Annotated in this window: 15 protein-coding genes; 4 read left to right on the top strand and 11 right to left on the bottom strand. The window is 37.5% G+C overall.

Annotated elements, in window-relative coordinates; genetic code table 11:
* Window positions 1-299: 299 nt before the first annotated feature.
* The gene (locus ABD692_RS04995) at window positions 300-929 is read left to right on the top strand and encodes an ABC transporter ATP-binding protein (RefSeq protein WP_344765490.1); all 630 of its coding nucleotides are present in this window, start codon (window positions 300-302) and stop codon (window positions 927-929) included.
* Between the two features lie 10 nt (window positions 930-939).
* Window positions 940-2,043, top strand: a complete 1,104-nt coding sequence (locus ABD692_RS04990) for a hypothetical protein (protein ID WP_344765488.1) — start codon at window positions 940-942, stop codon at window positions 2,041-2,043.
* A gap of 109 nt (window positions 2,044-2,152) precedes the next feature.
* Here the strand turns inward: ABD692_RS04990 and ABD692_RS04985 are convergent, their stop codons facing one another.
* The gene (locus ABD692_RS04985) at window positions 2,153-2,515 is read right to left on the bottom strand and encodes a winged helix-turn-helix transcriptional regulator (RefSeq protein ID WP_344765486.1); all 363 of its coding nucleotides are present in this window, start codon (window positions 2,513-2,515) and stop codon (window positions 2,153-2,155) included.
* Between the two features lie 73 nt (window positions 2,516-2,588).
* On the opposite strand from ABD692_RS04985, the gene ABD692_RS04980 reads away from it, so the two are divergent.
* Complete coding sequence (locus ABD692_RS04980; RefSeq protein WP_316762395.1) at window positions 2,589-3,407, top strand: SDR family oxidoreductase; 819 nt, start codon at window positions 2,589-2,591, stop codon at window positions 3,405-3,407.
* A 215-nt stretch (window positions 3,408-3,622) separates the two neighbouring features.
* Here ABD692_RS04980 and ABD692_RS04975 read toward each other — a convergent pair whose 3' ends face one another.
* The 4 genes from ABD692_RS04975 to ABD692_RS04960 all read right to left on the bottom strand — a co-directional run bounded on the left by ABD692_RS04975 (window position 3,623) and on the right by ABD692_RS04960 (window position 8,101).
* Entirely contained in the window at window positions 3,623-4,504 is an 882-nt protein-coding gene (locus ABD692_RS04975) for a hypothetical protein (RefSeq protein ID WP_344765483.1), read from the bottom strand.
* A 183-nt stretch (window positions 4,505-4,687) separates the two neighbouring features.
* The gene (locus tag ABD692_RS04970) at window positions 4,688-5,461 is read right to left on the bottom strand and encodes a carbonic anhydrase family protein (protein WP_344765481.1); all 774 of its coding nucleotides are present in this window, start codon (window positions 5,459-5,461) and stop codon (window positions 4,688-4,690) included.
* Window positions 5,462-5,583: 122 nt separating this feature from the next.
* The gene (locus ABD692_RS04965; RefSeq protein WP_344765479.1) at window positions 5,584-7,326 is read right to left on the bottom strand and encodes a glycoside hydrolase family 9 protein; all 1,743 of its coding nucleotides are present in this window, start codon (window positions 7,324-7,326) and stop codon (window positions 5,584-5,586) included.
* 16 nt (window positions 7,327-7,342) lie between these two features.
* The gene (locus ABD692_RS04960; protein ID WP_344765478.1) at window positions 7,343-8,101 is read right to left on the bottom strand and encodes a ThuA domain-containing protein; all 759 of its coding nucleotides are present in this window, start codon (window positions 8,099-8,101) and stop codon (window positions 7,343-7,345) included.
* Between the two features lie 624 nt (window positions 8,102-8,725).
* Between ABD692_RS04960 and ABD692_RS04955 the strand changes: the two genes are divergently transcribed.
* Entirely contained in the window at window positions 8,726-10,225 is a 1,500-nt protein-coding gene (locus ABD692_RS04955) for an acyl-CoA dehydrogenase family protein (protein WP_344765476.1), read from the top strand.
* A 95-nt stretch (window positions 10,226-10,320) separates the two neighbouring features.
* Here ABD692_RS04955 and ABD692_RS04950 read toward each other — a convergent pair whose 3' ends face one another.
* The 6 genes from ABD692_RS04950 to ABD692_RS04925 all read right to left on the bottom strand — a co-directional run bounded on the left by ABD692_RS04950 (window position 10,321) and on the right by ABD692_RS04925 (window position 22,026).
* Window positions 10,321-12,204, bottom strand: a complete 1,884-nt coding sequence (locus ABD692_RS04950; RefSeq protein WP_344765474.1) for a glycoside hydrolase family 35 protein — start codon at window positions 12,202-12,204, stop codon at window positions 10,321-10,323.
* A 94-nt stretch (window positions 12,205-12,298) separates the two neighbouring features.
* Window positions 12,299-13,525, bottom strand: coding sequence for a DUF2264 domain-containing protein (locus tag ABD692_RS04945; protein ID WP_344765472.1), 1,227 nt, complete (start codon window positions 13,523-13,525; stop codon window positions 12,299-12,301).
* Window positions 13,526-13,544: 19 nt separating this feature from the next.
* Window positions 13,545-14,735 (bottom strand): glycoside hydrolase family 88 protein, encoded by a 1,191-nt coding sequence (locus tag ABD692_RS04940; RefSeq protein ID WP_344765470.1) that lies wholly within the window; start codon window positions 14,733-14,735, stop codon window positions 13,545-13,547.
* A gap of 43 nt (window positions 14,736-14,778) precedes the next feature.
* A complete protein-coding gene (locus ABD692_RS04935; protein WP_344765469.1) occupies window positions 14,779-16,725 on the bottom strand; it encodes a heparinase II/III domain-containing protein in 1,947 nt (648 codons plus the stop codon).
* A 222-nt stretch (window positions 16,726-16,947) separates the two neighbouring features.
* Entirely contained in the window at window positions 16,948-18,708 is a 1,761-nt protein-coding gene (locus ABD692_RS04930) for a RagB/SusD family nutrient uptake outer membrane protein (RefSeq protein WP_344765467.1), read from the bottom strand.
* Between the two features lie 18 nt (window positions 18,709-18,726).
* Window positions 18,727-22,026, bottom strand: coding sequence for a SusC/RagA family TonB-linked outer membrane protein (locus tag ABD692_RS04925; protein WP_344765465.1), 3,300 nt, complete (start codon window positions 22,024-22,026; stop codon window positions 18,727-18,729).
* Between the last annotated feature and the right edge of the window lie 359 nt (window positions 22,027-22,385).

Genomic DNA, 22,385 nt, shown 5'->3' with positions numbered 1-22,385 from the left:
ATGAAATTTGCTTAAATAATGTCGCTGTAACATCTATTCTCCAAATCCGTCATACATAAAAACAAACTTATGTCGGTTAAAGCTGAAGCTATACTTTTTCGAACCTCATTTAATATCGTATAAATTATAAGAAGCAACTTAGTTTAAGGAATTCATGTAGCCCACTTGAATAGAACGTTCAAAACGTAGAGAAAATGACTTATCTGCAGTTATTGGAAGATAAAAGAAGCGTTAAGCAGATCAGTTTGAGATGCGACATTGGTATAAAATGAAAATATAATCTTCTCAATAATTTTGTAATGTTGCAATTCACAAGGTTTTCCAAATCATACAATGGAAGAAACATTCTAAGTATTGATAACCTCTCGATGGATCAGGGAATTTATTTTCTTAATGGCATTAATGGTGCAGGGAAAAGCACGCTGTTAAAATGTGTCACTGGATTCATCAACTTCCAGGGAGATATATTCCTGAACGGAATTAATCTCCGAAAAAATGGTATATCCTATAGACAGTTGGTAAATTTTGGGGATGCAGAACCTTTATTCCCCGACTTTCTTACTGGCCTGGAAATGATTAAAATTTTTGAGCATGCAAAGGATGCTCCAGATGGACAAACAAAAGAATTAATAGATTCAATGGAATTGAATGCCTTTATTAGCGATCCTATAGCCTCCTATTCAAGTGGGATGTTAAAGAAGCTATCCCTACTCCTTTCATTTCTGGGTCGTCCGAAACTGATATGCCTTGACGAGCCAATGATAACCTTGGACCGATCATCCATACTCAAACTAAGTAAATTGATAATAGATTATAATACGAATAAAGGCACAAGTTTTATTATATCCTCGCACCAGAATTTGGAAGGACTAGATTTAGACGGCTACAGTATAATGAATTTGGTGGATGGCAAAATAACAATATCATAAATATCTTTTAATGATAAAAATCTTTTCAAATGGTTTCTACAGACAAAATGGTGCAACGATATTGTTTGTTTTTTCTACGATACTGATCTATTGCTTCTATATCAATACACTTGGAGATGTAGAACTTAAAGAGGTAACCAAATGGAACCTTGCCATAACCATCGCAGTTGTAAGCAACCCTTTAATGGTTGGTATGTTTATAATCGCTACTTTAATCTATGCCTTTAAAGTCTGGCAATACTTCATCAAACAGATTCAGCTTCCAGCCAATGAATTCATTTTCTATAGTGTGAACGCAGCTTCAAAAAGGACGCAATTCATCGCTTGGTTCGTCGTACACTTCAAGATAATGATTCCATTGTGGTTATATAGCCTTTTCTCTATAATAATTGGGTTTTCCTATCAATTTTATGTTATTCCCATAGCTTTAAATCTATTTGTATTATTCATCAATCAAATGCTTGCTTGTTTAAGTTTCAGAAAGCTTAACAAGTTTAAAGAAGAGCGCAATTCACGTATAGGATATATTTTCAATTTACCCTTTAAAAAAGGCATTCATACGCTCTATTTCTTAAACTTGTTGGACAGAGGTAAAATAGCTTTCGTTCTTACTAAAGTTATCTCTATTGTAATTAGTGTAGTGGTTATAAACTTATTTGAAAATGAAACAGATATAAAAAGGCCGTTACTGATGGTTGTGTTATTGATCGTATCCTCTCATATCATCATCATTTTTAATGAACATACCTTCAATGAGAGGTATCTTTATTTTATTCATAACCTCCCATTTCCACTATGGCTAAAATGGCTTGGACCTTCAACTAATTATCTATTTATTTTACTTCCAGAAATCGCATGGTTAATTATTAATTTCAATGCTGTTTACAGTATACAACTTATAATCGTTGGGCTATCGATGATCCTATTTTTACGGGCACTAATGTATTACACAGGCAGTGTAATGAAGAGATATTTAATTTGGTTTTTTCTTTTCTTTAATCTGTCATTTTTACTCATTATTTATAACTTTTATTATTTAATCCCTCCTGTAGCTTTTTTAGCCGGTTTTATGATCTTTAAACAAAGTTATGGCAAAAATAAAAGCATTGACTAGAATTAAAATTCATTGTAAAGTTTTGTAGCCAAGGGAATAATAAGATGGTTTAAGCTATTATCTAAATTGAACACAAAGGGGAGAAACGAAATGCAGTAGGCTTTTATCATCAATCCTTATCTATTATCATTTTCCGGTGCTCAATTCCCCATTTTATCATTTCAAGGATAATATTGCCGAAGGTGGTGCAATACTCAGTTGACTCATACGCTACTAAAACGGGCGAATCTGGATACACAGTCCGTTTGATAATTTTGTTCAGTTCCATTTCCTTAAGCTCGCGGGATAGCATACGCGTGGTAATGCCAGGGATACTCCGCTCTATTTCTCTGAAACGTTTATTGCCGTTGCAGATTGAGTTGATGATAGGTAGGCGCCATTTCCCTCCGATTACATATATGGTATCCTGCAAAGCCCGTACTTCTTCGGCTTGATCTCTGGGGTTGCTTAAAATATTTTCTGTGTCTTTCATTGGTATACTCTGTGATACTGGTTACAAAGTTATATCATTTTCTAAATAACTTTGATAACAAATTATTAATACAATGGCAAAAACAATTTTTATAACTGGAACAAGCAGCGGACTTGGAAAACTAACCGCCAAATACTTTGCCCAACAAGGCTGGAATGTAGCCGCTACCATGCGGAGCCCTGAAAAGGAAACCGAGTTAACAACTTATAGCAATATTAAAATCTTTAAGTTGGATGTAACCGATATTGAACAAGTAAAAAATGCGACTAAACAGGCAATAAGTGCTTTTGGGAAAATAGATGTAATAGTGAATAATGCTGGCATGGGAACTTATGGCGCCTTAGAACTGGCAAAAGAAAATGATATTGACTGGCAGTTTGCCGTGAACACCCGTGGTCCGATAAATATAATTCGTGCATTTTTGCCGCATTTGCGTGAAGTTGGTGGCGGCATGTTTATCAATATAAGTTCATTTATGGGCGTAACAACCGCTGCGCCGTTAGGCTCACTATATAACATGTCTAAATTTGCGCTAGAGGGCCTCATCGAAGGACTTTATTACGAACTGAAACCGTTGAATATTGAACTGCGATTAATAGAACAAGGTGGCTCTAAGGATAATAATTTTGTAGATAATGTAACTTGGAACACGGATCCTGAAATCACGGCCTATGATGAAATGACCCGTAAATTAAAAAACCTGTTTGCCAACGCCGGGGATGAACATAAGGATGATCCAATGGTTATCGTTAATGCTATTTATGGGCTGGCTTCTGGTGAAAGCAAAAAATTTCGCACCATAATAGGCGCATCGGGTAACTATCTCGTTAACTTACGCAATTCTGTACCTATAGAAGAATATTTGGAAACCATAGCAGCTAATTTTGGCTAATTTCGTTATAACTACAGCTTAACAGTCATCATAAAAGTTCAAACTTCCGCAGGTTCACTTTACTGCTAAAAGCGCATCGAAAGATGGGCTTTTTTGCTTAAAGGGTATTTTATATCCTAAGCAATATTGCTCCAACTTGTTCAGAATTGAAACCCTAATTTATTTTTGTTTCGACATGCCTTGAGGAGTCTACCGAGAAGCAGGTTTATAATCCGCTATGGAAGTTTGGGAATATTATAACGATAGATCACAGCATTTTTCCCTTCGCTGATGCAGTAGTAGGCTTTTCCGTCTGGAGTGAAGCCAATAGCCTCTCCCTGTGACTCTAAGGTATAGGGCAGATTTGTGGGCTTGCGACGTAAAGCTTCGGAAATTGATTCTTTACCATTTCGCTGCCAATAATAAACACCTGTGTAGGTTTTCAATAGAATCTGCCGCCCGTCACGGGATATGTCACCAGAAACGACATACTTTAACAAGCCCCTGCCAGGTAAATAAAGGCTTCCCTGCTTTTTCATTGTTATGGTATCCTTGTTTTTGAAAAAAAGCGGAGCTGAATATATTCCAACAGTATCCTGCCGCTTCGAAACGATGATCAATTCTTTCGAAATAGGGTCGATCATTAAAGTTTCGGCATCTTGCGGACCATTTGGATATTTGAGGTGGACAGCATCATTTTGGATCTGCATGTTACCAGAGAGCTTGCTCGGCTCTGCAAATCGATATACCGTAACATAAGGACGTTTGCCACCATTATCGCCGATATCGCCCAGGTAGATGTAGCTCTTATCCTTTACAGGGCCAGGGCCGCCAGCTATATCTTCGCAATCAGTTACACCTAACCGCTTTATGGAGGGATCTCCTTTGAAATATAATGTGGAGATCAACTTGCCTTTAGCATCGATGGCAAAGAACCGCGAAGTGTCGCCACTGTCATTATGTGCAAAAATCAGATTGCCTTTGGAGATAAACAGTCCAGATAGTTCACTAAGCTCAGGCGGAACAACCTTAACTGGCGCATTCTGTGCTGATGCACCGTGACCAAGGAACACCAATAAAAAAGTGAAAATTGCAATTCTGGATGGGATAAATGCCATCAGTCTATCTGTGTTAGGGCGCATTACGGTTTGAGGGTTTGAAATCCAATGGCGAATTTGGACAACTTTGTCGGAAGAATCAAGTCAATTAGCGAAAAAGCCAAAAACCGTACGCAGTTTATAATTTTCAAACATTGATTTATGCGTTGTTTTTTCATATTGGGGATCATCAAAATTGATTGATTACTTACTGGCTTGAAATATTTCGACTTTCCCTGATTTCATGTCGTAAACTCCTCCAACAAGGAGTATTTCTCCTTTTGATTCCATTTCTCTCAAAATCGTACTTCTATTTCGAATTTCCTGGATGGATAGCTTTACGTTTTCATCGCAAACAGCCTCCACAAATAATGGATTGGAAGAAACCGCTTCGCTTTTAAAGTTAGCTTTAGCACTGATCACCGCGGGATTAATTTTTTTGAGCAATGTTGTGATATTACCCAATTTTACGCCATCTATAGCAGATTTGATTGCGCCACAATATTCGTGGCCCAATACCATTACAAGCTTAGCTCCAGAAACCTTGCAGGCATATTCCATACTTCCCAAAATATCATCATTGATGATGTTACCAGCTACCCTTGCAACAAAAAGGTTTCCTATTCCACTATGAAAAACATCTTCTACTGGTACTCTGGAATCTAAGCATGAAAGTATAACTGCTTTCGGATATTGCCCCAGCGAAGCCTTCCTTACTCTTTCTGTGGTATTACGGATGGTTAGATTATCCTTTGTAAAATCCAGATTACCTTGTTCCAGGCGTTTTAGAACATCGACAGGCTGGAGCTTTGATTGCTCTTCTTTTGTTAAAACATCTGAGATCAATACATCGTCTGCCGCAATGGTTAGCGTATCTTCCTGATCAAGTTGATCTGTATTTACGGTCGACTTATTTTGCTGACATGCATTTAAGATGATTGCAGAAATGACTAGGAAGGCAAAAAACAATGATTTCATAAAAGGCGGGATTGATCATTAAAATTATAAAAAAAACCAAACATTAGCCTCATTACAATTACCATTTGCCAGCTACAGGCAGTAAAATTATTTTTGTGTTAACAATTTATCCATAAGCGACTCTATCTTTTATCAGTTTCAGCGTTCATGGCTGTAATGGCTTGAAGAAACCACGCCGCATGAGGAAGCCATTGCTCTGTCCAGCGCCATTCGTTTCCCTTATCTTCGATTTTAAAATCAATGCCATCGCCTAACCCCGATTCGGAACGGCCAGTGATCCCATTTGATATGCCACCTTTTTGCGAACCATGACCATAATTTGAGGCCATGTAAGGCACATTATTTTCGCCCATTCCATACATAAAACACATTTGATAAGGATTTAATCCTAAAATCCAGTTTAGTTGTTGCGTTGCAAATGTATGCTGGCTTTTATCTTTTTCTTTTACCAGGGCTGCCGATGCAAGAGAGGCAAGTCTTGCGTTTTCGCCTTGCCACCACCAGCCAGTTTCATTTTCATGAGGGATAAAAAATGACTTTTGAATACCTGCAGAATTTCTAAAAGTTTGACGAGGATAGCCAAAAGGATTACTCACTTCTGTGCTTATGCGATTTTGATAGTCTAAATTAGCATTGATTATATTTTGAGCACGACTTTTATATTGCTTGTCTTTCTCCAGTTTTAGATATCTGTTTAATGCAATAACAGGCAGACCAGCATCAGATGCATGAAAAAAAGGACGACCAGTATCATCAGAAATAAAATAACCTGAAGGGCTTAACCGAGCTTCTAATTTTTGCATCCACCCACGGGCTTCCGATAGGTAATATTCGTCGTTAGTAACCTTAAAAAGTTCACTTGCTGCCATTAGCGCACAATAGTTATCTATTATGTTCTCCTTTCCATCATCACAATATTTAAGGTTATTAATTTTAAGGTGTTCGTATGCCCGTTTGGCTCCAGCCAAATAATTCGTTCTTTGATTTTTCCCGAGCATAGACCACCCTGAAATTCTTGCCAGGGCGGCAATAGCCATGCCTCCCCCTTCCCGAAATGCGCATTGATATTCATCTGTGGTTACGCTATTTGCATGGAGCCCAACAACTCTGCGTGCTTTCGGATCCTTATTAAAATAACTAAAAACAATCATGTAGAAATACCCTTCTTCAGAAAGCGACTTGAGCAGGTAATCTGCTCCGTAAACCGCTTCGTCCCTTATGGAATCGGTTAGTTTAAGTTTTCCTAAAAGCTCGGGCATTCTTTCAGATGCATCAATCAGGCTCCAGGTTACCAATGGTATCTGTTGAGGAGAAAAGAAATTTGCATAAGATAAGTGAGAAAAATACTTACTCACATCACCAGAAGCATCGCACCAACCGCCCGTAAGATCAACCGTTTTTGCAGAACCGTACAGCAAAACGTTTTTGTCTTGCCCAAGTTCCTGCGGTGTATTAGCTCTCTGATTTCTGAAATAATGCATTAACGCAGGCAATGTTTTTTGAGCAAGTATATTTTCACCAATTTCGAAGACAGGAGAATGAATTGAGTCTGCAGCAATGATCTTAATATAGAATTTACCTGCCGTTTTTAATGCAGAAAAATCTATTAAATAATAGCTTTTTTTTCCCCATTCTGTAAATGCTTCTTCCTTTTTTATGATACCTTGAAATACGGATTGATGGTTACTTTGATTGATGATCTCAAATTTCTGATTAAAACTGTCGCCATATTCACTTACAATTATGGCATCTTTCGATGAACCAGTAGTATATCCGATCTGGTTTACACAAATGATAACTTTTGCGTGTAGAACACTGCATAAGGAAGATAAAAACAACAATAGGATTGAAAAAGCTTGTTTCATGTTAAGTTTGTTGGTATTATAAATATGGGGTTACAGCCCATAGAATGGAATTTTTGAAGAGTTTCTTATAGTAAGTATTGTCAAACAGATCGGCACCATGCCCCATAAAAATGTATAAATTTCGGGATTTAACATTAGGATTACTCCAGATCACTGGATGATCGCCCATCTTTGGAACCTGAGCTGGCACGTAAGAATTTTCATTCGCATTTGCTAAAACCTCGACATGAGCCCTCGGGCTTTGGTTATAGGTGTACCATTCTTCCCTTTTTACTACAAACTTCTCGGGAATTCCCTTAAATATAGGATGTGCAGGTTTTTCTAACTGAACTTCTGCAGATGCAAAACCTGGAATGTAGCTTTTAAAAACAATATCGCCCATAAAATAACTGAACCACGGCCACATACTGTAGCCATCAAAATCGCCCAGCAGGGTAGCGTGATGGAAACCTATCCAGGCGCCTTTTCCCTCTTCAATGTAGGCCCGAAATGCTTGCATTGCTTCTGGACTCCAGGCATACGGAGGATAATCGAGCTGGATAATTAGTTTAAAACTACGGAGGAACTCATCATCAAAGGATTTTGTATTATACACATAAGTAATCGCAAACGATTCTTTAGATGCAAGGCTATCCAGCCAGATTCTCGCCGCCTTAGAATATTCGGTGTGGTTACCACCCTGTTCGTAAAGAACCAATACTTTAAAGGCAGGCCGAGCCGTGGCTGTGTACCAAAACCCCAGAAAACATAGGGATAAAATGAGTATTTTTCTCATAATTAATATTACTAAAAAGAACTTATCAGTTGAATTTAAGAAATTTCCCTTTTCTGAATAATAATATTAAAGCATAATACGTTCATTTTAATCTTAAGCTAATTTCAATCGATGTAAATAAATCATCTTTAAACCAATAATTAAGATTTAAATAATTAACAGCCTGGCAAATAGCGCCAGAAAAGAAATTTTAACTGGCTGGCTGTTCCAGCGCATTAATGCGATTACCCGAATCGAAAAAAACAATAAATCTTTCACTTGCGTAAATGAGCTCAAACATTTATAAAATAAAGCTGTTAGAATTCAGGCGGATTATCCAGCTTAAAAAAATAATTTAGGCAACAGAATTTACGCCTCATATTAAGCGGATTCATATTATTAGATTCTTTTTTCTATTTTACAGCACTTTTGATCGTTAACACAAATATCATTAAAGAAATTATAACCAATGAATTTGTAAATGAGGCAATTGTAAAAATTAAAAACCGCTCTACAGGATTTCTTGAAGAAGAAATCGACGAATTATAAAAAATCGATGGAAGTGATACACGCTCGTGATGAGGATTTTGTGTTTAAAAGCGACCTCAAATTAAATATATAAAAAAGCTTACGGCAGTAAAAAACATGATAGACCCTAACCAAAGATTCCCAGAATTTCTCGAAAATTTTGAGCAACGATTAAAACATCTATTTCAGCAAGAATATAATATTGATCTGTTAAGTCTTCAAAGAGGGCTTCCACCAGAATTGCTTAAAGGAATTATGGATAATGTGCCATTATCTGTTGCCATCCCTAAAGAATATGGCGGAAGAGGAAGTTTGGTTAAAGAATGTTTGGGAATACTTTCTGCTGCATCATACGAGTCGCTATCGTTATCCTTAACTTTTGGAATAAACATTGCCCTTTTCCTGGAGCCACTTTCTAAGTACGGGAACAGTGAAATTAAACAAGGTATTTTCGATCGTTTTCTGAAAGAACAAAACATGGGTGGTTTGATGATTACCGAACCAGATTACGGTAGCGATGCCTTAAATATGAGAACCATAAACAAGGAAACTGCCGATGGTTATAAAATTAAAGGTACAAAACATTGGCAAGGACTTACGGGTATGGCCAATTACTGGATCATAGCCACAAGAAATGAAAGTAACGATGGTGCTTTATCAAGAGATATTGATTTCTTTATTTCTGATGATTCGAAAATTGCCCAACAAATTTTTGTAGAAGAATATTATGATAATGCAGGCTTATATATTATCCCATACGGCTTAAATAAACTGGATATTGAGGTTCCAAAAAATTACAAACTTCAGCCTGAAACTACTGGAATAAAAATGATGCTCGACATATTACACCGAAGCAGAATGCAGTTTCCAGGTATGGGTATGGGTTTTATAAAGCGTATGCTTGATGAGGCCTATACACATTGTTACAACAGAAAAGTTGGTACGGGCAATTTGCTTTGCATGGATAATGTTCAGCATCAAATATCCAGACTTCAGGCTGCATATACCATTTGTTCGGCCATGTGCGCCAGAAGTTCATCAATAAGTGGCATAGCAAACAACCTGGCTACCGAAGGCCTGGAAGCCAACACCATGAAAACTGTTGTAACTGATTTAATGCAGGAAAGCGCACAATTACTGGTTCAGCTATCGGGTGCAAAAGGTTACCGTACCAGTCATATTGGTGGCCGTGGCATTATGGATAGTCGTCCGTTTCAAATATTTGAGGGATCGAACGAAATGTTATATGCCCAAATAGCAGAAATGGTAACTAAAGCCATGAAAAAACAAAAACAGGCACAGCTTTACGCTTATCTTAAGGAATTCTCATTAACCATTAAGGTTGCTGATTACTTTAAAGAAGAAATTAACTTTAGTCTTGATGAACATTTGCCGCAAAGAAAGCTGGTAGATCTTGGAAAAATAATTGCCAGAATTATTTGTGCTGGATATGTTATCGATCTTCAGGAGAAAGGTTTTAGAAAAGAACTTGCCGAAAACTGTATTATAATGATAAAACAAGAAGTGGCCTCGCTAGTTGCTGCTTTGCGCTTTCAAAATACAGCTGCAACGATTACAGATTATCAGGTAGGTAGTTTGTGGCTCGATTTTGCTTAATGGAATTGAAAAAAAATTAAAGTTTACCTAAAAAAATAGGTGCTGAATAAAAATTCAGCACCTATTTTTTGTTTTAAATAACATTAGAATATATACTATTCAGTTTTTAACTTATCAAGTACTGGCTGTAAAACCGAACTTACCGATTTGTGAATACTGTCGTTCTTTTGTTCAAAAATGGCAATTTCATTCTTTCCTGTTTTTAACCAGCAACCTGGAACATATAATGTTTGCTGCGGCCCTACACTCCAATAACGGCCAATGTTTATCCCGTTAATAAAAACAATGCCCTTTCCCCAGTCTTTCATATCCAGAAAAGTATCGCCTGTTTTAGTTAAATTAAAACTGCCTTGATAAAGTGTCGGTCTGCCAACTGATGCAGAGTTTTTCATAGCGGCCAAATCGGGAATTGTATTCATTGGGAGTTTATACATGTCCCAGTTTCCTGTTATGGTTTGTCCGTTAATTATAACAGGAGAAATAATGCCTTTTGTGCTGTTTATGATTTTTGAGCCATAATTTATACGCCCCATGTTTTCTACAACGATATCTAAAGTTGCGTTAAAGGGAATATCAATGTCGCATTCGTAGTTTTTATAATAACTATTTAACTCCCCAACTTTAACGCCATTTACATATACAATTGCATAATCACGCAAGCCAGCAAGCTCTAATTTTCCGCTGATAGGCTGATTGAACTTTTTGCTATACCAAACATAACCATGTCCTTGATTTAATTCTTCAAATGTTAATGGCTTATCATCGTTTATGGGGGTAATTTTGCTCTTCAGATCTTCCAGATCAACAGCTTTAGACAACGCTATTTCTGGAATAGCAATTACAGGAATTTTTGCTGGAACTGCTGGCGTTTCTGCTGTTTTCAGCATCATTCTTAAAGTATCATACTTAACCGTTGCCCAGCCTGCTTCGCTTATTGGCGCATCATAATCATAGCTGGTTAAATCAGGCTGAATATCATGTTTACCATCATAATTTGCTCCAGAAGTAAAACCAAAATTTGTACCGCCATGAACCATATAATAATTAAAAGATACGCCACCATCAAGATATTTCCTGGTTTGCTTTGCTACACTTTTATAGCTGACCTTTGGAAAAGGCTCTGCCCAATGGTCAAGCCATCCTGGATAAAACTCTGCGACCATGTAAGGCCCTTTTCCGCCATTAAACTTATTAACTGTTTCTTTAAGTTTGGCTACATCATCTTCTCCATTTGCTGTGGGTAAAGCGCCAGGTAAAGCACCGCCTTCAAAAAGCCAGCTCCCATCTGATGTGAAAAAGGGCACATTAAAACCTACATCTTTAAGTTGCTGAAAAACTGCTGCGCTGTATTTTTTATGTTCTTCGAGGCTTATATCTTTACGCTGAGCAACATACGACCCAAATTCATTTTCGCCTTGAACCATAATAATCGGCCCGCCATTGCTTACCAATAAGTTTTTTACCTGTCCGTACAAAGCCGTAAAGTACGCTTTTGTAGCAGCAAGATATTGATCATTGTTTCCACGAATAACCATTCCTGGAACTTTTGCTAAAAACCATGGATAACCTCCAAACTCCCACTCGGCGCAAACGTATGGCCCTGGACGCAGGATAACAAACAGTCCTTCTTCCTGTGCAGTTTTGATATACTCCGCAATATCTTTATTTCCAGATTTGAAATCCCATTTACCTGGTTCAGTTTCATGATAGTTCCAAAAAACGTAGGTAGCTACAGCATTTAAACCCATAGCTTTCATCATTTTTAAACGATGACGCCAATAAGGTTTAGGAATTCTTGCATAATGCATTTCACCGCTATGAATTTGAATCGACTTTCCATCCAGCATAAAACTGCCATCACGGATTTCAAAAGTGTGCGATTGTACTTTCTTTACGGTTTGCGCTTTAAGATTTGAGCAAAAACCCGTCAACATGATCAATAAAACTGCACCAATTTTCATTTCTTTCTTTGTAAACATCTACCAATTATTTATTTAAAGCGTATAATCTTTCATCTAATATCAAAGGCTAAACTTCGGAACATCTTATTAATAAAACAATACATCGTCTATATTAATACTCCACTTTATAATCCTTTTTTATCTGCTCGCCCTTCCAGGCCTTTAAGCTCGTCCATGGAGCAGCTTCATCTGTCCAAAATTTGTGATCAGCAGGTAAACCAAGTGTTAAAAATCCTAATGTTGCCATGTATAAACTACCTGTAGAGGTGTATATATCTGCCACTTCAGGTTGGTGCCCATTAAAACCTAAAACCAACCAGCCTTGTTGATCAAAATTCTGACTACCATTGTATAGGTTGTAAATTACCATTGTTAAACCGCAGCGAACCTGGGCTGGCTTAACGTAATCGGGGAGCTTTTCCATCAATGCGGTTTGTGCCAGAGCCTGAAAGGCCGCAGTGCGATAAGTTATGGAGCGACCGTAAGCGGGATAGGTACCTTCAGGAGAAATAAGGCGTTCGAGGTATTCTGAATAACGAACCATTCTTTTCAATACTAAATCGTATTCAGATTGTGGTGCTCTTTTTTTATCAACCAGTATCTTCATTAAATCGACCAGCATCGGGTGAATAACATATGAGTTGTAGTAATCCATGCCAAACTTTTCGCCATCGCTATACCAGCTATCGCCAACGTACCATTCTTTCATCTTATTTACTGCAAACTGAACCCTTGCAGGATCGTATTGTTCGCCAATGCTTAATAAAAAACCTTCTGTTAAGCCAGAAAACAAAAGCCAGTTGTTATAAGCTCCACTTCTTGTACGCAATGCTTTAAACTCTTCTACAAACCGTTTCTTTGTCAAATCATCTAAAGGCTTCCAAAGTGCTTCTGGCGCTCTGATAAAGGCTTGTGCTACATAAGCTGCATCAACAATGGGTTGGCTTTCGGTGCGGTAGTTCATATAATCAGGACTTTCGGGATTCACTGAATTTGCCAATCCTTTAAGTAACTCTAAACGTAAACTTTTACGCATTTTTCCTTCTTCGGTTTCATCGTCGGGTAAGGCGAGCCAGGGTGCAACACCAGCGGCAGTTCGCCCCAAAGCTTCCAGATAGGTAACTTTTGTTAGGTTTAATCCATAATTAGGCAACTTCTCTAAAGGCATATTTTTCTTTAGCGTTTCGTTAGCCAGATTATGAATAACAGGGTATGAAATTTTGTATAAACTCTTAACCCAAATTGCACGGTCTTGTAAACCCGTATTGTTTTTCTTGTTTTGTGCTAATGCGAGCTGGAACAACATCAGCAAGGCAAAAAATGATACACTATATTTCATCAGCAATAATTATTATTTTTTATAAATACCATTTTTTAAACCTCAATAAAGCCTCTAAATAATAGTAGTCGGCATAAACCAAAGGCACATCTATTTCGCTGTTTAAAGGGTAGGCGCCCGTACTGTGCATTAATAAAAAACCGCCATTTTCGCCTAATTTTGCGCGATAGGCAGGACTTGCAAGTGAGTAAATCATGGTTTCGGCCGCAGATTTAAACTCATTTTTTTCGTTACCCGAAGTGTATTGACCAAGTTCCAAAAGTGCAGATGCGATTATAGCGCCAGCAGATGCGTCGCGTTTTGCATAAGGAATTCCTTGTGCATCGAAATCCCAATACGGTATTTTATCGGCAGGAAGATTTGGATGATTTAAAATAAAATGCGCAATACCTTTTGCTTGTTTCAAATATACTTCATCTTTTGTAAAGCGATACATCATGGTATATCCGTACAAGGCCCAACCTTGTCCACGAGACCATGCAGAACAATCGGCTGCACCTTGCCACGTTGCTTTTCTCTTAACATTGCCTGTTTCAGGGTTATAATCGATAACATGGTAAGAGCTAAAATCAGGGCGGAAGTGGTTTTTTAAAGTTGTGTTGGAATGGATGACTGAAATTTCTTTATACTTCGGATTTCCACCGTTATCGCTTACCCAATTCATCATTTCAAGATTCATCATGTTGTCGATTATAACAGGACAATCCCAATATTTATTTTTATTCCACGATTGAATTGCCTTAACATTTGGGCGGTATCGTGTAGCTAAAGATTCTGCCGAACGTTTAATAATGGTTTTGTATTCTTCTTTTCCTGTTAAGCGGTAGGCATTTCCAAAGCTGCAATACATCATAAAACCCAGATCGTGATTTCCTGTATAAGTTTGATTTGGCTCAATAACCTTTAATGCCTTCTCTGCTTCTTTTTTAACCGCTTCATCTTTAGTTTGCTCATACAAGTACCATAAACTACCCGAATAAAAACCGCTGCACCACCATTTTATATCATAGTTTACAGGTTTATTTTTTTCAAAACTCTGTGGTGTTAAACCTTCAGGGATATTTTTTGCTAAAAATTTATATTGATCAAGGGCAAATTTGAATTCATCGTTTATTAACTGCACCATTGGTTTTTTTGGCGATTGCGCAAAGCTAAAATTGCAGCTAAGCACAATTAAAACTGCCAGAAGGCTAATTCTTTTTATAATCATTTTAAAGTATGTATGTTTTTACAATTGGTCGAATTAATAGTTATTAGTTTTTTGACTGTGATATCAAAATCTTATATTCTGAAGATTTCTCTTTGAGTTTAGTGATTAAACGAATCCGATAGATTTTAGAGCCCCAGGCAGCAGCTAATCTTACATCATCAACTTGTTGTTCATCAATTTTTGCCTCAAACTTATGCTCATCAAAATGGAGTATTAACCCAGTTTGAAATAAAAGTTTCCCTTTTTTTATTTCTACGTTTAGGGGTGTTAAAAAGTTAAGCTCGGTTGGCGCTTTATATTCTTTCAGCACAGCCTGATCGATCAGGCTTATTTCATTTTTTGTCCTGTTAAGGGTGATTGTTCGGTTCCATTTTTCTACAGCGGCCGCTGCGGGATAGGCATTCGCGATATCCATAGAAACTGTAGCCAAATTACTTGTATTGTTAAACCTAAAGTTAGCGGCCACATATTGCTTGCCATCGTGTTGTTGCACACCGTTTATAGTCGGACAATTATGCCATTGCGATTGTACGTTCCAAAGTTCATAACGTTTGCTGCTAAAAGTTTTACTGGTATAAACGCCTACTCCAACGTCAATTAAAACTGGCTTTCCATTGCTATAAACTATAAAATTGCCTATATCATTATGGTTATGGCTTTCTGCGTTACTCCCTCCTTTTGCAGCGAAAAACAATCCTTGTGTATCGCCAGCCTTTTGCCTTGCATTAAAAACCTGCAAATCGGGCAATGCTGCATATAATGGATATGGTGCTTTTGCAGGTGTCGATTTCAGATCTTGATACAAATTGGAGATGGCCAGAAAATCGCTGATATCGTTAGACGAAACCTGTTTATTTTCGGAGTTAAACAGAAAGGCGGCATAATTTTTTAGTTTTTCATCATTAAACATTACGCCATATTGATAAACACTTTCTGGATTTTGTCCGTATTTTGAAAACGCATCGGCAAAATTTACAACATATCGATTTGCAATCTGCATCTTATATGTATAAGCACCAATTTTGTGGATCAGCTCTTTATCGTTCCAGTTCAGTTTGTGGTCGGATGCCTGATTAAGTGTGGTCATTAACCATATCAATCTTCCGCCAGCCATATCCCAATAAGAAGGACCTTCATCGCAACCTCCATCTTCTGGATACTGATTTATAAAATTATCGGTACTCTTTAAAAGTTTTACGGTTAAAGCATCCAGCTGATCGCCTGGAGCAAGAACGAATAATGCCGCCTGTAAACAATTTGCGTTTACATAAGTGTTCCAGTTGTTTACTGAATTTCCTTTAAAACCCATCCACCAAAAATTATCGTATTTTAAGTATGGCTCGAAAATTCGACGATTAAGTTCAGATAAAATTCTTCGGTTGATCACTTTAGAATAGTTCGCCAGCTTTGGTGCGAGTACACCGTAAATAGCCGCCACTGTTAAGGCTGTTTTTGATGCGTTTAAATCGATATAAGGATTTTCGATATTTGCCAGATCAGCGCCTTCTTTTTGCACCACAATATGAGCGGGAGCTACCCATGTGCTTTCTTCCAGAATAAGCCAAAGGCCATTTACAATTTGAGGGATGTATTTTCCTTTGTCTTGGATAAGTTCTCCAGCAACTAAATTCGATAATATTTTTCTACGTTCATTTTGTAAGTTTTCATAATTAACCCTTGTGCCTGTCAATTTATAATCGAGATATAATGAAGCAGGAAGTGATGGCCAATTATAAGCAACGGCCTTTTCTGCTTGCTTTATAAGTTTGTCTTTAACACTATCGGGCAGCGCCTGAATTGTTTTTAATGAATTTATGGCTTGTTGTTTTTGCCATTCGGGCAAGTTTGGAAAAGCATTTCCGTTGGGATAAACTTTATTATATGTTTGAATTAACCAATCTCTTTTTACTTGATTCTGAGCTTTAGCATTTATAAGGAAAGAGAGCGAAAAGATAAGCAGCCAAGTATATTTATTTTTAAAAATCTTCATATTCAAAGGGATTGATCAGCTATTATTCTTTTGATTTTAAATTATAAACCCAATTCGGCCAGTTAGCATTTAACTCAGATGAGAAAACCCTCATAGCAAAGTTTTTTTAAGCAAAAAATTTACTGCAAGCCGTAAAAAATGAAAGGTAAATATTTTTATTAGTGCATTTTAAAAATTAAAAAAAGGCCGTCATCACCAAATGACGACCTCAAACTAACCAACTTAATTTATCCAACCTGGGTTTTGAGTCAGGTTGGGGTTTCTTTCTATCTCTACAGCTGGAATTGCCCAATTGTAAAGGTAATCTCCCTTAAACGAGTAAGCATATACCACTTTTCCCCAGGCTTGTTTTACACCATTACCTGCATAAAACACTTTTTCTTTCCAGGTTTTCCATCTCATTTCATCAAAGAAGTTAATTCCTTCGTTCGGGAATTCAACTCTTCTTTCATTGCGAATGCGTTCTCTTAAATCAGCCTGCGAAGTAACATATGTAGGTAAAGCACCATTTGTATTTTGAAGTAATGCTACGCCAGCACGACTTCTAACTTCGTTAACCTTTGCAATTGATTCTGAAATCAAACCCTGTTCGTTAAGTGCTTCAGCCCACATTAAAAGCACATCTGCATATCTTATTAAAACCAGGTCCGTTGGCCCGTAATCTCTTGCAGGTGTTTCTGCTGTACCTTCGTAAACATATTTTCTGTATAGGTAATAAAGTAGGCTTTGGGTATCGGTACGTAAATCGCCATTGGTTGCTGCTTCCGCACGATATGGCCACCTCGAAGTTACAACCGCATTAGCGCCACTAAACACGCCTACGTATGTAGAATATGGCGTAATTACGTTCGCAGCCAATCGTGGATCGCGGTTTGTATAAGCTTTAATCAACCGAGCTTCGTTACCTGTAGGCAAATAAAGGCTCATTTTTGCGCCTCTAACCGTAGCCGCAGCAATTTCTGCAGTAGTTAAATTATTTCTTAAGAAGTAAACTTCACGTTCTGCTACACTTAAAGCCGAATAACCAGGAATGGCAACTTCCCAATCGAATTTAGAACCATCGGCATTTTCGTACAAATCGACCAAATTAGGCGAAACATGATAGGTATTCCAGCAAGAGCCGAAAGAAGAGCGGGTACCACAATAAAACTGCGTATCTGATCCAAAACCCGTAACACCGATATTTTGAATTGAAAATATCATTTCACTAGATTGTTCATTGGCTGTTTTAAATAAGTTAGAATAGTTGGCGAACAATGTATAACCAGCCTCTTTAACCTTGCTGAAATCGGCAGCAGCCAGATCCCATTTTTGAGTGTACAAATAAGCTTTACCGCGTAAAGCATAAGCTGCTCCTTTTGTGATATGGCCATATTGCGCATTACCACTAGTATAACGATCAGGTAAATTTGGTTCCGCAATGGCGGCATTAAGATCGTTAACAACCTGTGCCCAAACCTCGGCCTCGCTTGAGCGTGCCTTTGTTGCCTCGGCTGCGTTAAAAGGTTCTAGATAAATGGGCACACCTTTGTAAAGCTGATTTAATCTCAAATAAAAATAAGCTCTTAAAAATTTACATTCCGCGATATATCTTGCCTTTTTTTCTGGCGAGGAAGGTGATTTTAAAGGAATATTTTTAAGGGCATCATTTGCTCGTTGAATTCCTTCGTACAAGTTTTGCCAATGGGAGCTAAAATATCCGTTCGCTGGCGTAATTGTTCCAGAAAGCAGGGATTCGGCGCCACTAGTTTGCCCTGTCATACCTAAGGCATCCATTTGATAAAGCTCTAAACCCGAAGCGCCACCGCTAGTCCAACCGTATCTTAAAATTGCGTAAACACCAGTTATTCCCTGATCGGTTAAATTATCGGTTGTCCACATCGTTTCTGATGCAACCTGAGAATATGGTGCTGTATCTAGTAAATTTTTCTTGCAACCTGTTAGCACAGCAATTGCAAATATTATAGTTAATATCTTTTTCATTTTCTTCTTTCTAAATCGTTAAAAAGTAACATTTAATCCTACAGAATACTGGCGCATCGTTGGGTAACCTACGCCTGCTCCGATCTCTGGATCTAAACCAGGATAATTGGTGATCGTCCAAAGGTTTTCTCCCGACACGTAAATTCTAGCTCTGCTGATTAAGGCTTTTTTTGAAATCTTTTCAGGAATGGTATAACCAATCTGTAAATTTTTCAATTTTAAATAAGATGCGTTGTATAAATAGAAATCACTAGTCACCGCAGCGTTTTGGGCATCAGTCGTATTTTTTAAACGAGGGTAGTGCGCCGTAATGCTATTAGCGGGATCATTTGGATTAGCATCATTATAATAATAATGATCATTGGCAATTAATGTACTCACGGCATTACCCAATGATACGATTGAGTTGTTGTAACCCGTTGCATTCCAGTAGTACCACATACCTGCACTACCAGACCATAACATAGACAGGTCGATATTTTTGTACGACATATTTAGATTAAAACCATAGTTATATCTTGGTGTTGAAGATTTATTTAGAAACTGCGCATCAAAAGAATTTCCATACAATCCATCGCCATTGTTATCCGCATAAATTAAATCGCCGTAATAAGTTTTTGTTTTGCTCACGCCATCGGTTGGTTGAAATTTATAACCAGCAGCAATCATGGCATTTAACCAATTCATATCATCTGGTGTACGAATCATACCATCTTTCGGACCACCATTTACATTAACTTTTCCATCGGTAAAATAGTTACCCGTTCCTTTGTAAACAGTTTGCAGGTAATATTCATTTATTTCGTGTCCTTCTAAAATTCTGTTTGTTCCTCCGCTAGAAATGTTCCCTAAATTTGAAGTGTAAACTCTAGCGCCTGATGCATCTGTTGTATAACCTGCATTGAGCAAACCTTTATATTTAGCAACTCTGTTAAAATTGTAGGCAAAGTTTCCAGAAACACCGTATCTAAATTCGCCCAGTTTACCATTATAGCCAAGTGTTATTTCGACACCTTTGTTAGATACTTCGGCAATATTTTGCGTTGCTGCAGTTGCGTTCCCCGTAGTTAAAGGAATTGTTGGGGTAAATAAAATCCCATCCGTATATTTTTTATACAAATCGATTTCGAAGGTTAGCGCACCTTTAAACAGGTTACCATCTAAACCGATGTTAGTTGTGGTTGTGGTTTCCCATTTTAAATCGTTGTTGGCAAATTTGGTTGATACCAAACCAGTTGACTGGATGGCATTGAAAGAGTAATTCGTAGCACCGTATACGGCCTGATAATCGTAATTACCAGATGCATTGTTACCAGTTTTACCCCAGGATGCTCTTAATTTAAGATTACCTATGTATTTGTTAAGGCCTTCCATAAACGGCTCTTCAGAAATGCGCCATCCTGCAGATAATGCAGGGAAGAACCCCCATCTGTTTTCAGCTGAGAATCTTGATGAACCATCATATCTAAAAACACCCTCTAATAAATACCTGTTTTTAAAGGCATAATTTAATCTGCCGAAATAAGAACGCAATGCATAGTCGTACTCATCACCTGATGCAGAAGTTAATGTTGTTGCAGAACCGAGGGTGGTTATGGTTTCGTCAATTAAGCCTTTTTTACTTGCCCCAAAGTTATAATAGTTATAATAATACTGATTGTAACCAGCCAAAACACCTAAATCATGAACTTTTGATATTGTAGTTTTGTAATTTAAAATGTTATCAATCGTGTATGAATAGTTTTTGTTAAAATTATAGCTGGTACTTAATTGATCTGGAGTTGTTGCCGCTTGCTTTAATGTATTTGTCGCAAAATTCCATTTTTCAAATGTATTAGAGTGTGAGTTAGATTCTTCCTGACGGGTTTGATAATTGAATCGGGTTTCAAAGTTTAAGCCTTTTACAATATCAAATCTTGCAAAAACGGTGGTGTTTATTCTGGTTTCGTTATCGGCTCCACCATTACTATACAAATATTGAGATATATTATTCGCTGTTGAAGATTCTTCTGCAGCTGCAGGAAAACCATATCTACCATTGTAAACAGGGTAAACACCGGGCGTAGTTTGGCGCAAAAAGTTAAATGCGTTATCTGTACTTGCCAGACCGAAAGTTTGGTTTGATGCAAAAGTTTGCGTTCCAACGGTTAAAAAACTAGCTACTTTCGATTGAAGGTTAATACGCAGGTTGTATTTATCCGAACCTGTATTAGCCATAGTACCAGGATTGTTAATGTAAAAAGCAGACAATAAGTATTGTGTATTTTCATTACCTCCATTTAAAGAAAGGTTGTGCTGTTGAGCAAAATTATCCTCAAAAATAGTTTTACCCCAGTCGGTATTTGGATAAGCGATATAATTTGGAATCCCTTGGGCTGTCAAGCCATCAGGATTTGCATTTGCCGCCGCCCAAAGTGCAATTGTTGCGTCTGTATAAATTGGTGTTTGCCCTAAATTCCTGTAACCTTCGTTAACCAAATTCATGTGGGTAATGTAATCCGTAACAAAGGTTGGTAAATTAGCAGGTTTCGCAACCGAACCAAGACCACTGTAGGTTACAGTCGTTTTTCCCTGCTTACCTTTTTTTGTTGTAATTAAAATTACGCCATTAGCTGCAAGCGATCCATAAATAGAAGCTGCTGCTGCATCTTTTAAAATAGAAATGGTTTCTACATCATTAGGGTTTACAGCATCCATACTGCCTACTATACCATCTACAATAATTAATGCATTGTTACTGTTTAGTGTTCCCGTTCCCCGAATCCTTATAGTTGCCCCATCAGCACCAGGCTTACCAGATGCCTGCCTTACAGAAACACCAGAACTTAAACCGCCTAGAGAAGAGGAAAGATTGGTTACTGGACGATTTTCTATCGCTTTAGCATCTATCGTTGCTACCGAACCAATAACATTTACTTTCTTTTGCACCCCATAACCCACAACCACAACATCATTCAAACTATTATTCTGATCTTGTATGGTAACCACCAAATTGGTAGAGTTACCAACGGTTACTTCCTTTGTATCGTAACCGATGAAAGAAAATATAAGTATGCTTTGCGATGATGGTACAGCTAATGAAAATTTACCCTCATCAGATGTTACTGTGGCCGTTGAAGTTCCTTTTACTTTTACACTAACTCCAGGGATGATCTCCCCTTTCGTATCTTTTACTGTTCCAGAAATTTTTATGGATTGAGCGGAGGCCGTAAATGCCATAAAACTCAAAAGCATAATTAAAGAGAATAGTTTTGCAGAGCCGTAAAAACGACTCGATTTTGCTTCTCCAATTTTGAGATGTTTGTAAAGTTTATTCATTTTTTGTTTACTTGGTTATATGGTTTATTGAAGTTTTGATCGCAAAATTTTTGGCACAACTCTAAAAGAAACGGCTCGAATTTTATATTTACTCGCTACAAAAAAATGATATAAGCTTAGAAGTTTGGTTGCTTCAAAATATTTGGTTGGTTCAAATTTGTGGCTTTAAGGCTTATTGGAGGGGGTAAAATCCTAAAAGAATAGGGGTAAAATTCTAAACACGAAATATTAATGCCTTACAATTAGGGAAAATGGATAGCTAAAACGTTAAAACGTCTTTCCCTTTATTAATTCATTTTATTAATAAAAACATAATTGTAATTTTATTCAGTTTAACTAACCTACCTTACCTCAAAGGC

The sequence above is a fragment of the Pedobacter ginsengiterrae genome, assembly GCF_039537385.1.
Lineage (GTDB): Bacteria > Bacteroidota > Bacteroidia > Sphingobacteriales > Sphingobacteriaceae > Pedobacter > Pedobacter ginsengiterrae.
The sequence above is the reverse complement of the archived record's forward strand: the minus strand, read 5'-3'. Positions and strand labels throughout refer to the sequence as shown.

What these genes read in the sequence shown, in the direction of transcription:
- ABD692_RS04995 (WP_344765490.1), top strand. Translation starts at nt 300, where the DNA reads ATGTTGCAATTCACAAGGTTTTCCAAATCATACAATGGAAGAAACATT.
- ABD692_RS04990 (WP_344765488.1), top strand. Translation starts at nt 940, where the DNA reads ATGATAAAAATCTTTTCAAATGGTTTCTACAGACAAAATGGTGCAACG.
- ABD692_RS04985 (WP_344765486.1), bottom strand. Translation starts at nt 2,515, where the DNA reads ATGAAAGACACAGAAAATATTTTAAGCAACCCCAGAGATCAAGCCGAA.
- ABD692_RS04980 (WP_316762395.1), top strand. Translation starts at nt 2,589, where the DNA reads ATGGCAAAAACAATTTTTATAACTGGAACAAGCAGCGGACTTGGAAAA.
- ABD692_RS04975 (WP_344765483.1), bottom strand. Translation starts at nt 4,504, where the DNA reads ATGGCATTTATCCCATCCAGAATTGCAATTTTCACTTTTTTATTGGTG.
- ABD692_RS04970 (WP_344765481.1), bottom strand. Translation starts at nt 5,461, where the DNA reads ATGAAATCATTGTTTTTTGCCTTCCTAGTCATTTCTGCAATCATCTTA.
- ABD692_RS04965 (WP_344765479.1), bottom strand. Translation starts at nt 7,326, where the DNA reads ATGAAACAAGCTTTTTCAATCCTATTGTTGTTTTTATCTTCCTTATGC.
- ABD692_RS04960 (WP_344765478.1), bottom strand. Translation starts at nt 8,101, where the DNA reads ATGAGAAAAATACTCATTTTATCCCTATGTTTTCTGGGGTTTTGGTAC.
- ABD692_RS04955 (WP_344765476.1), top strand. Translation starts at nt 8,726, where the DNA reads ATGATAGACCCTAACCAAAGATTCCCAGAATTTCTCGAAAATTTTGAG.
- ABD692_RS04950 (WP_344765474.1), bottom strand. Translation starts at nt 12,204, where the DNA reads ATGTTTACAAAGAAAGAAATGAAAATTGGTGCAGTTTTATTGATCATG.
- ABD692_RS04945 (WP_344765472.1), bottom strand. Translation starts at nt 13,525, where the DNA reads ATGAAATATAGTGTATCATTTTTTGCCTTGCTGATGTTGTTCCAGCTC.
- ABD692_RS04940 (WP_344765470.1), bottom strand. Translation starts at nt 14,735, where the DNA reads ATGATTATAAAAAGAATTAGCCTTCTGGCAGTTTTAATTGTGCTTAGC.
- ABD692_RS04935 (WP_344765469.1), bottom strand. Translation starts at nt 16,725, where the DNA reads ATGAAGATTTTTAAAAATAAATATACTTGGCTGCTTATCTTTTCGCTC.
- ABD692_RS04930 (WP_344765467.1), bottom strand. Translation starts at nt 18,708, where the DNA reads ATGAAAAAGATATTAACTATAATATTTGCAATTGCTGTGCTAACAGGT.
- ABD692_RS04925 (WP_344765465.1), bottom strand. Translation starts at nt 22,026, where the DNA reads ATGAATAAACTTTACAAACATCTCAAAATTGGAGAAGCAAAATCGAGT.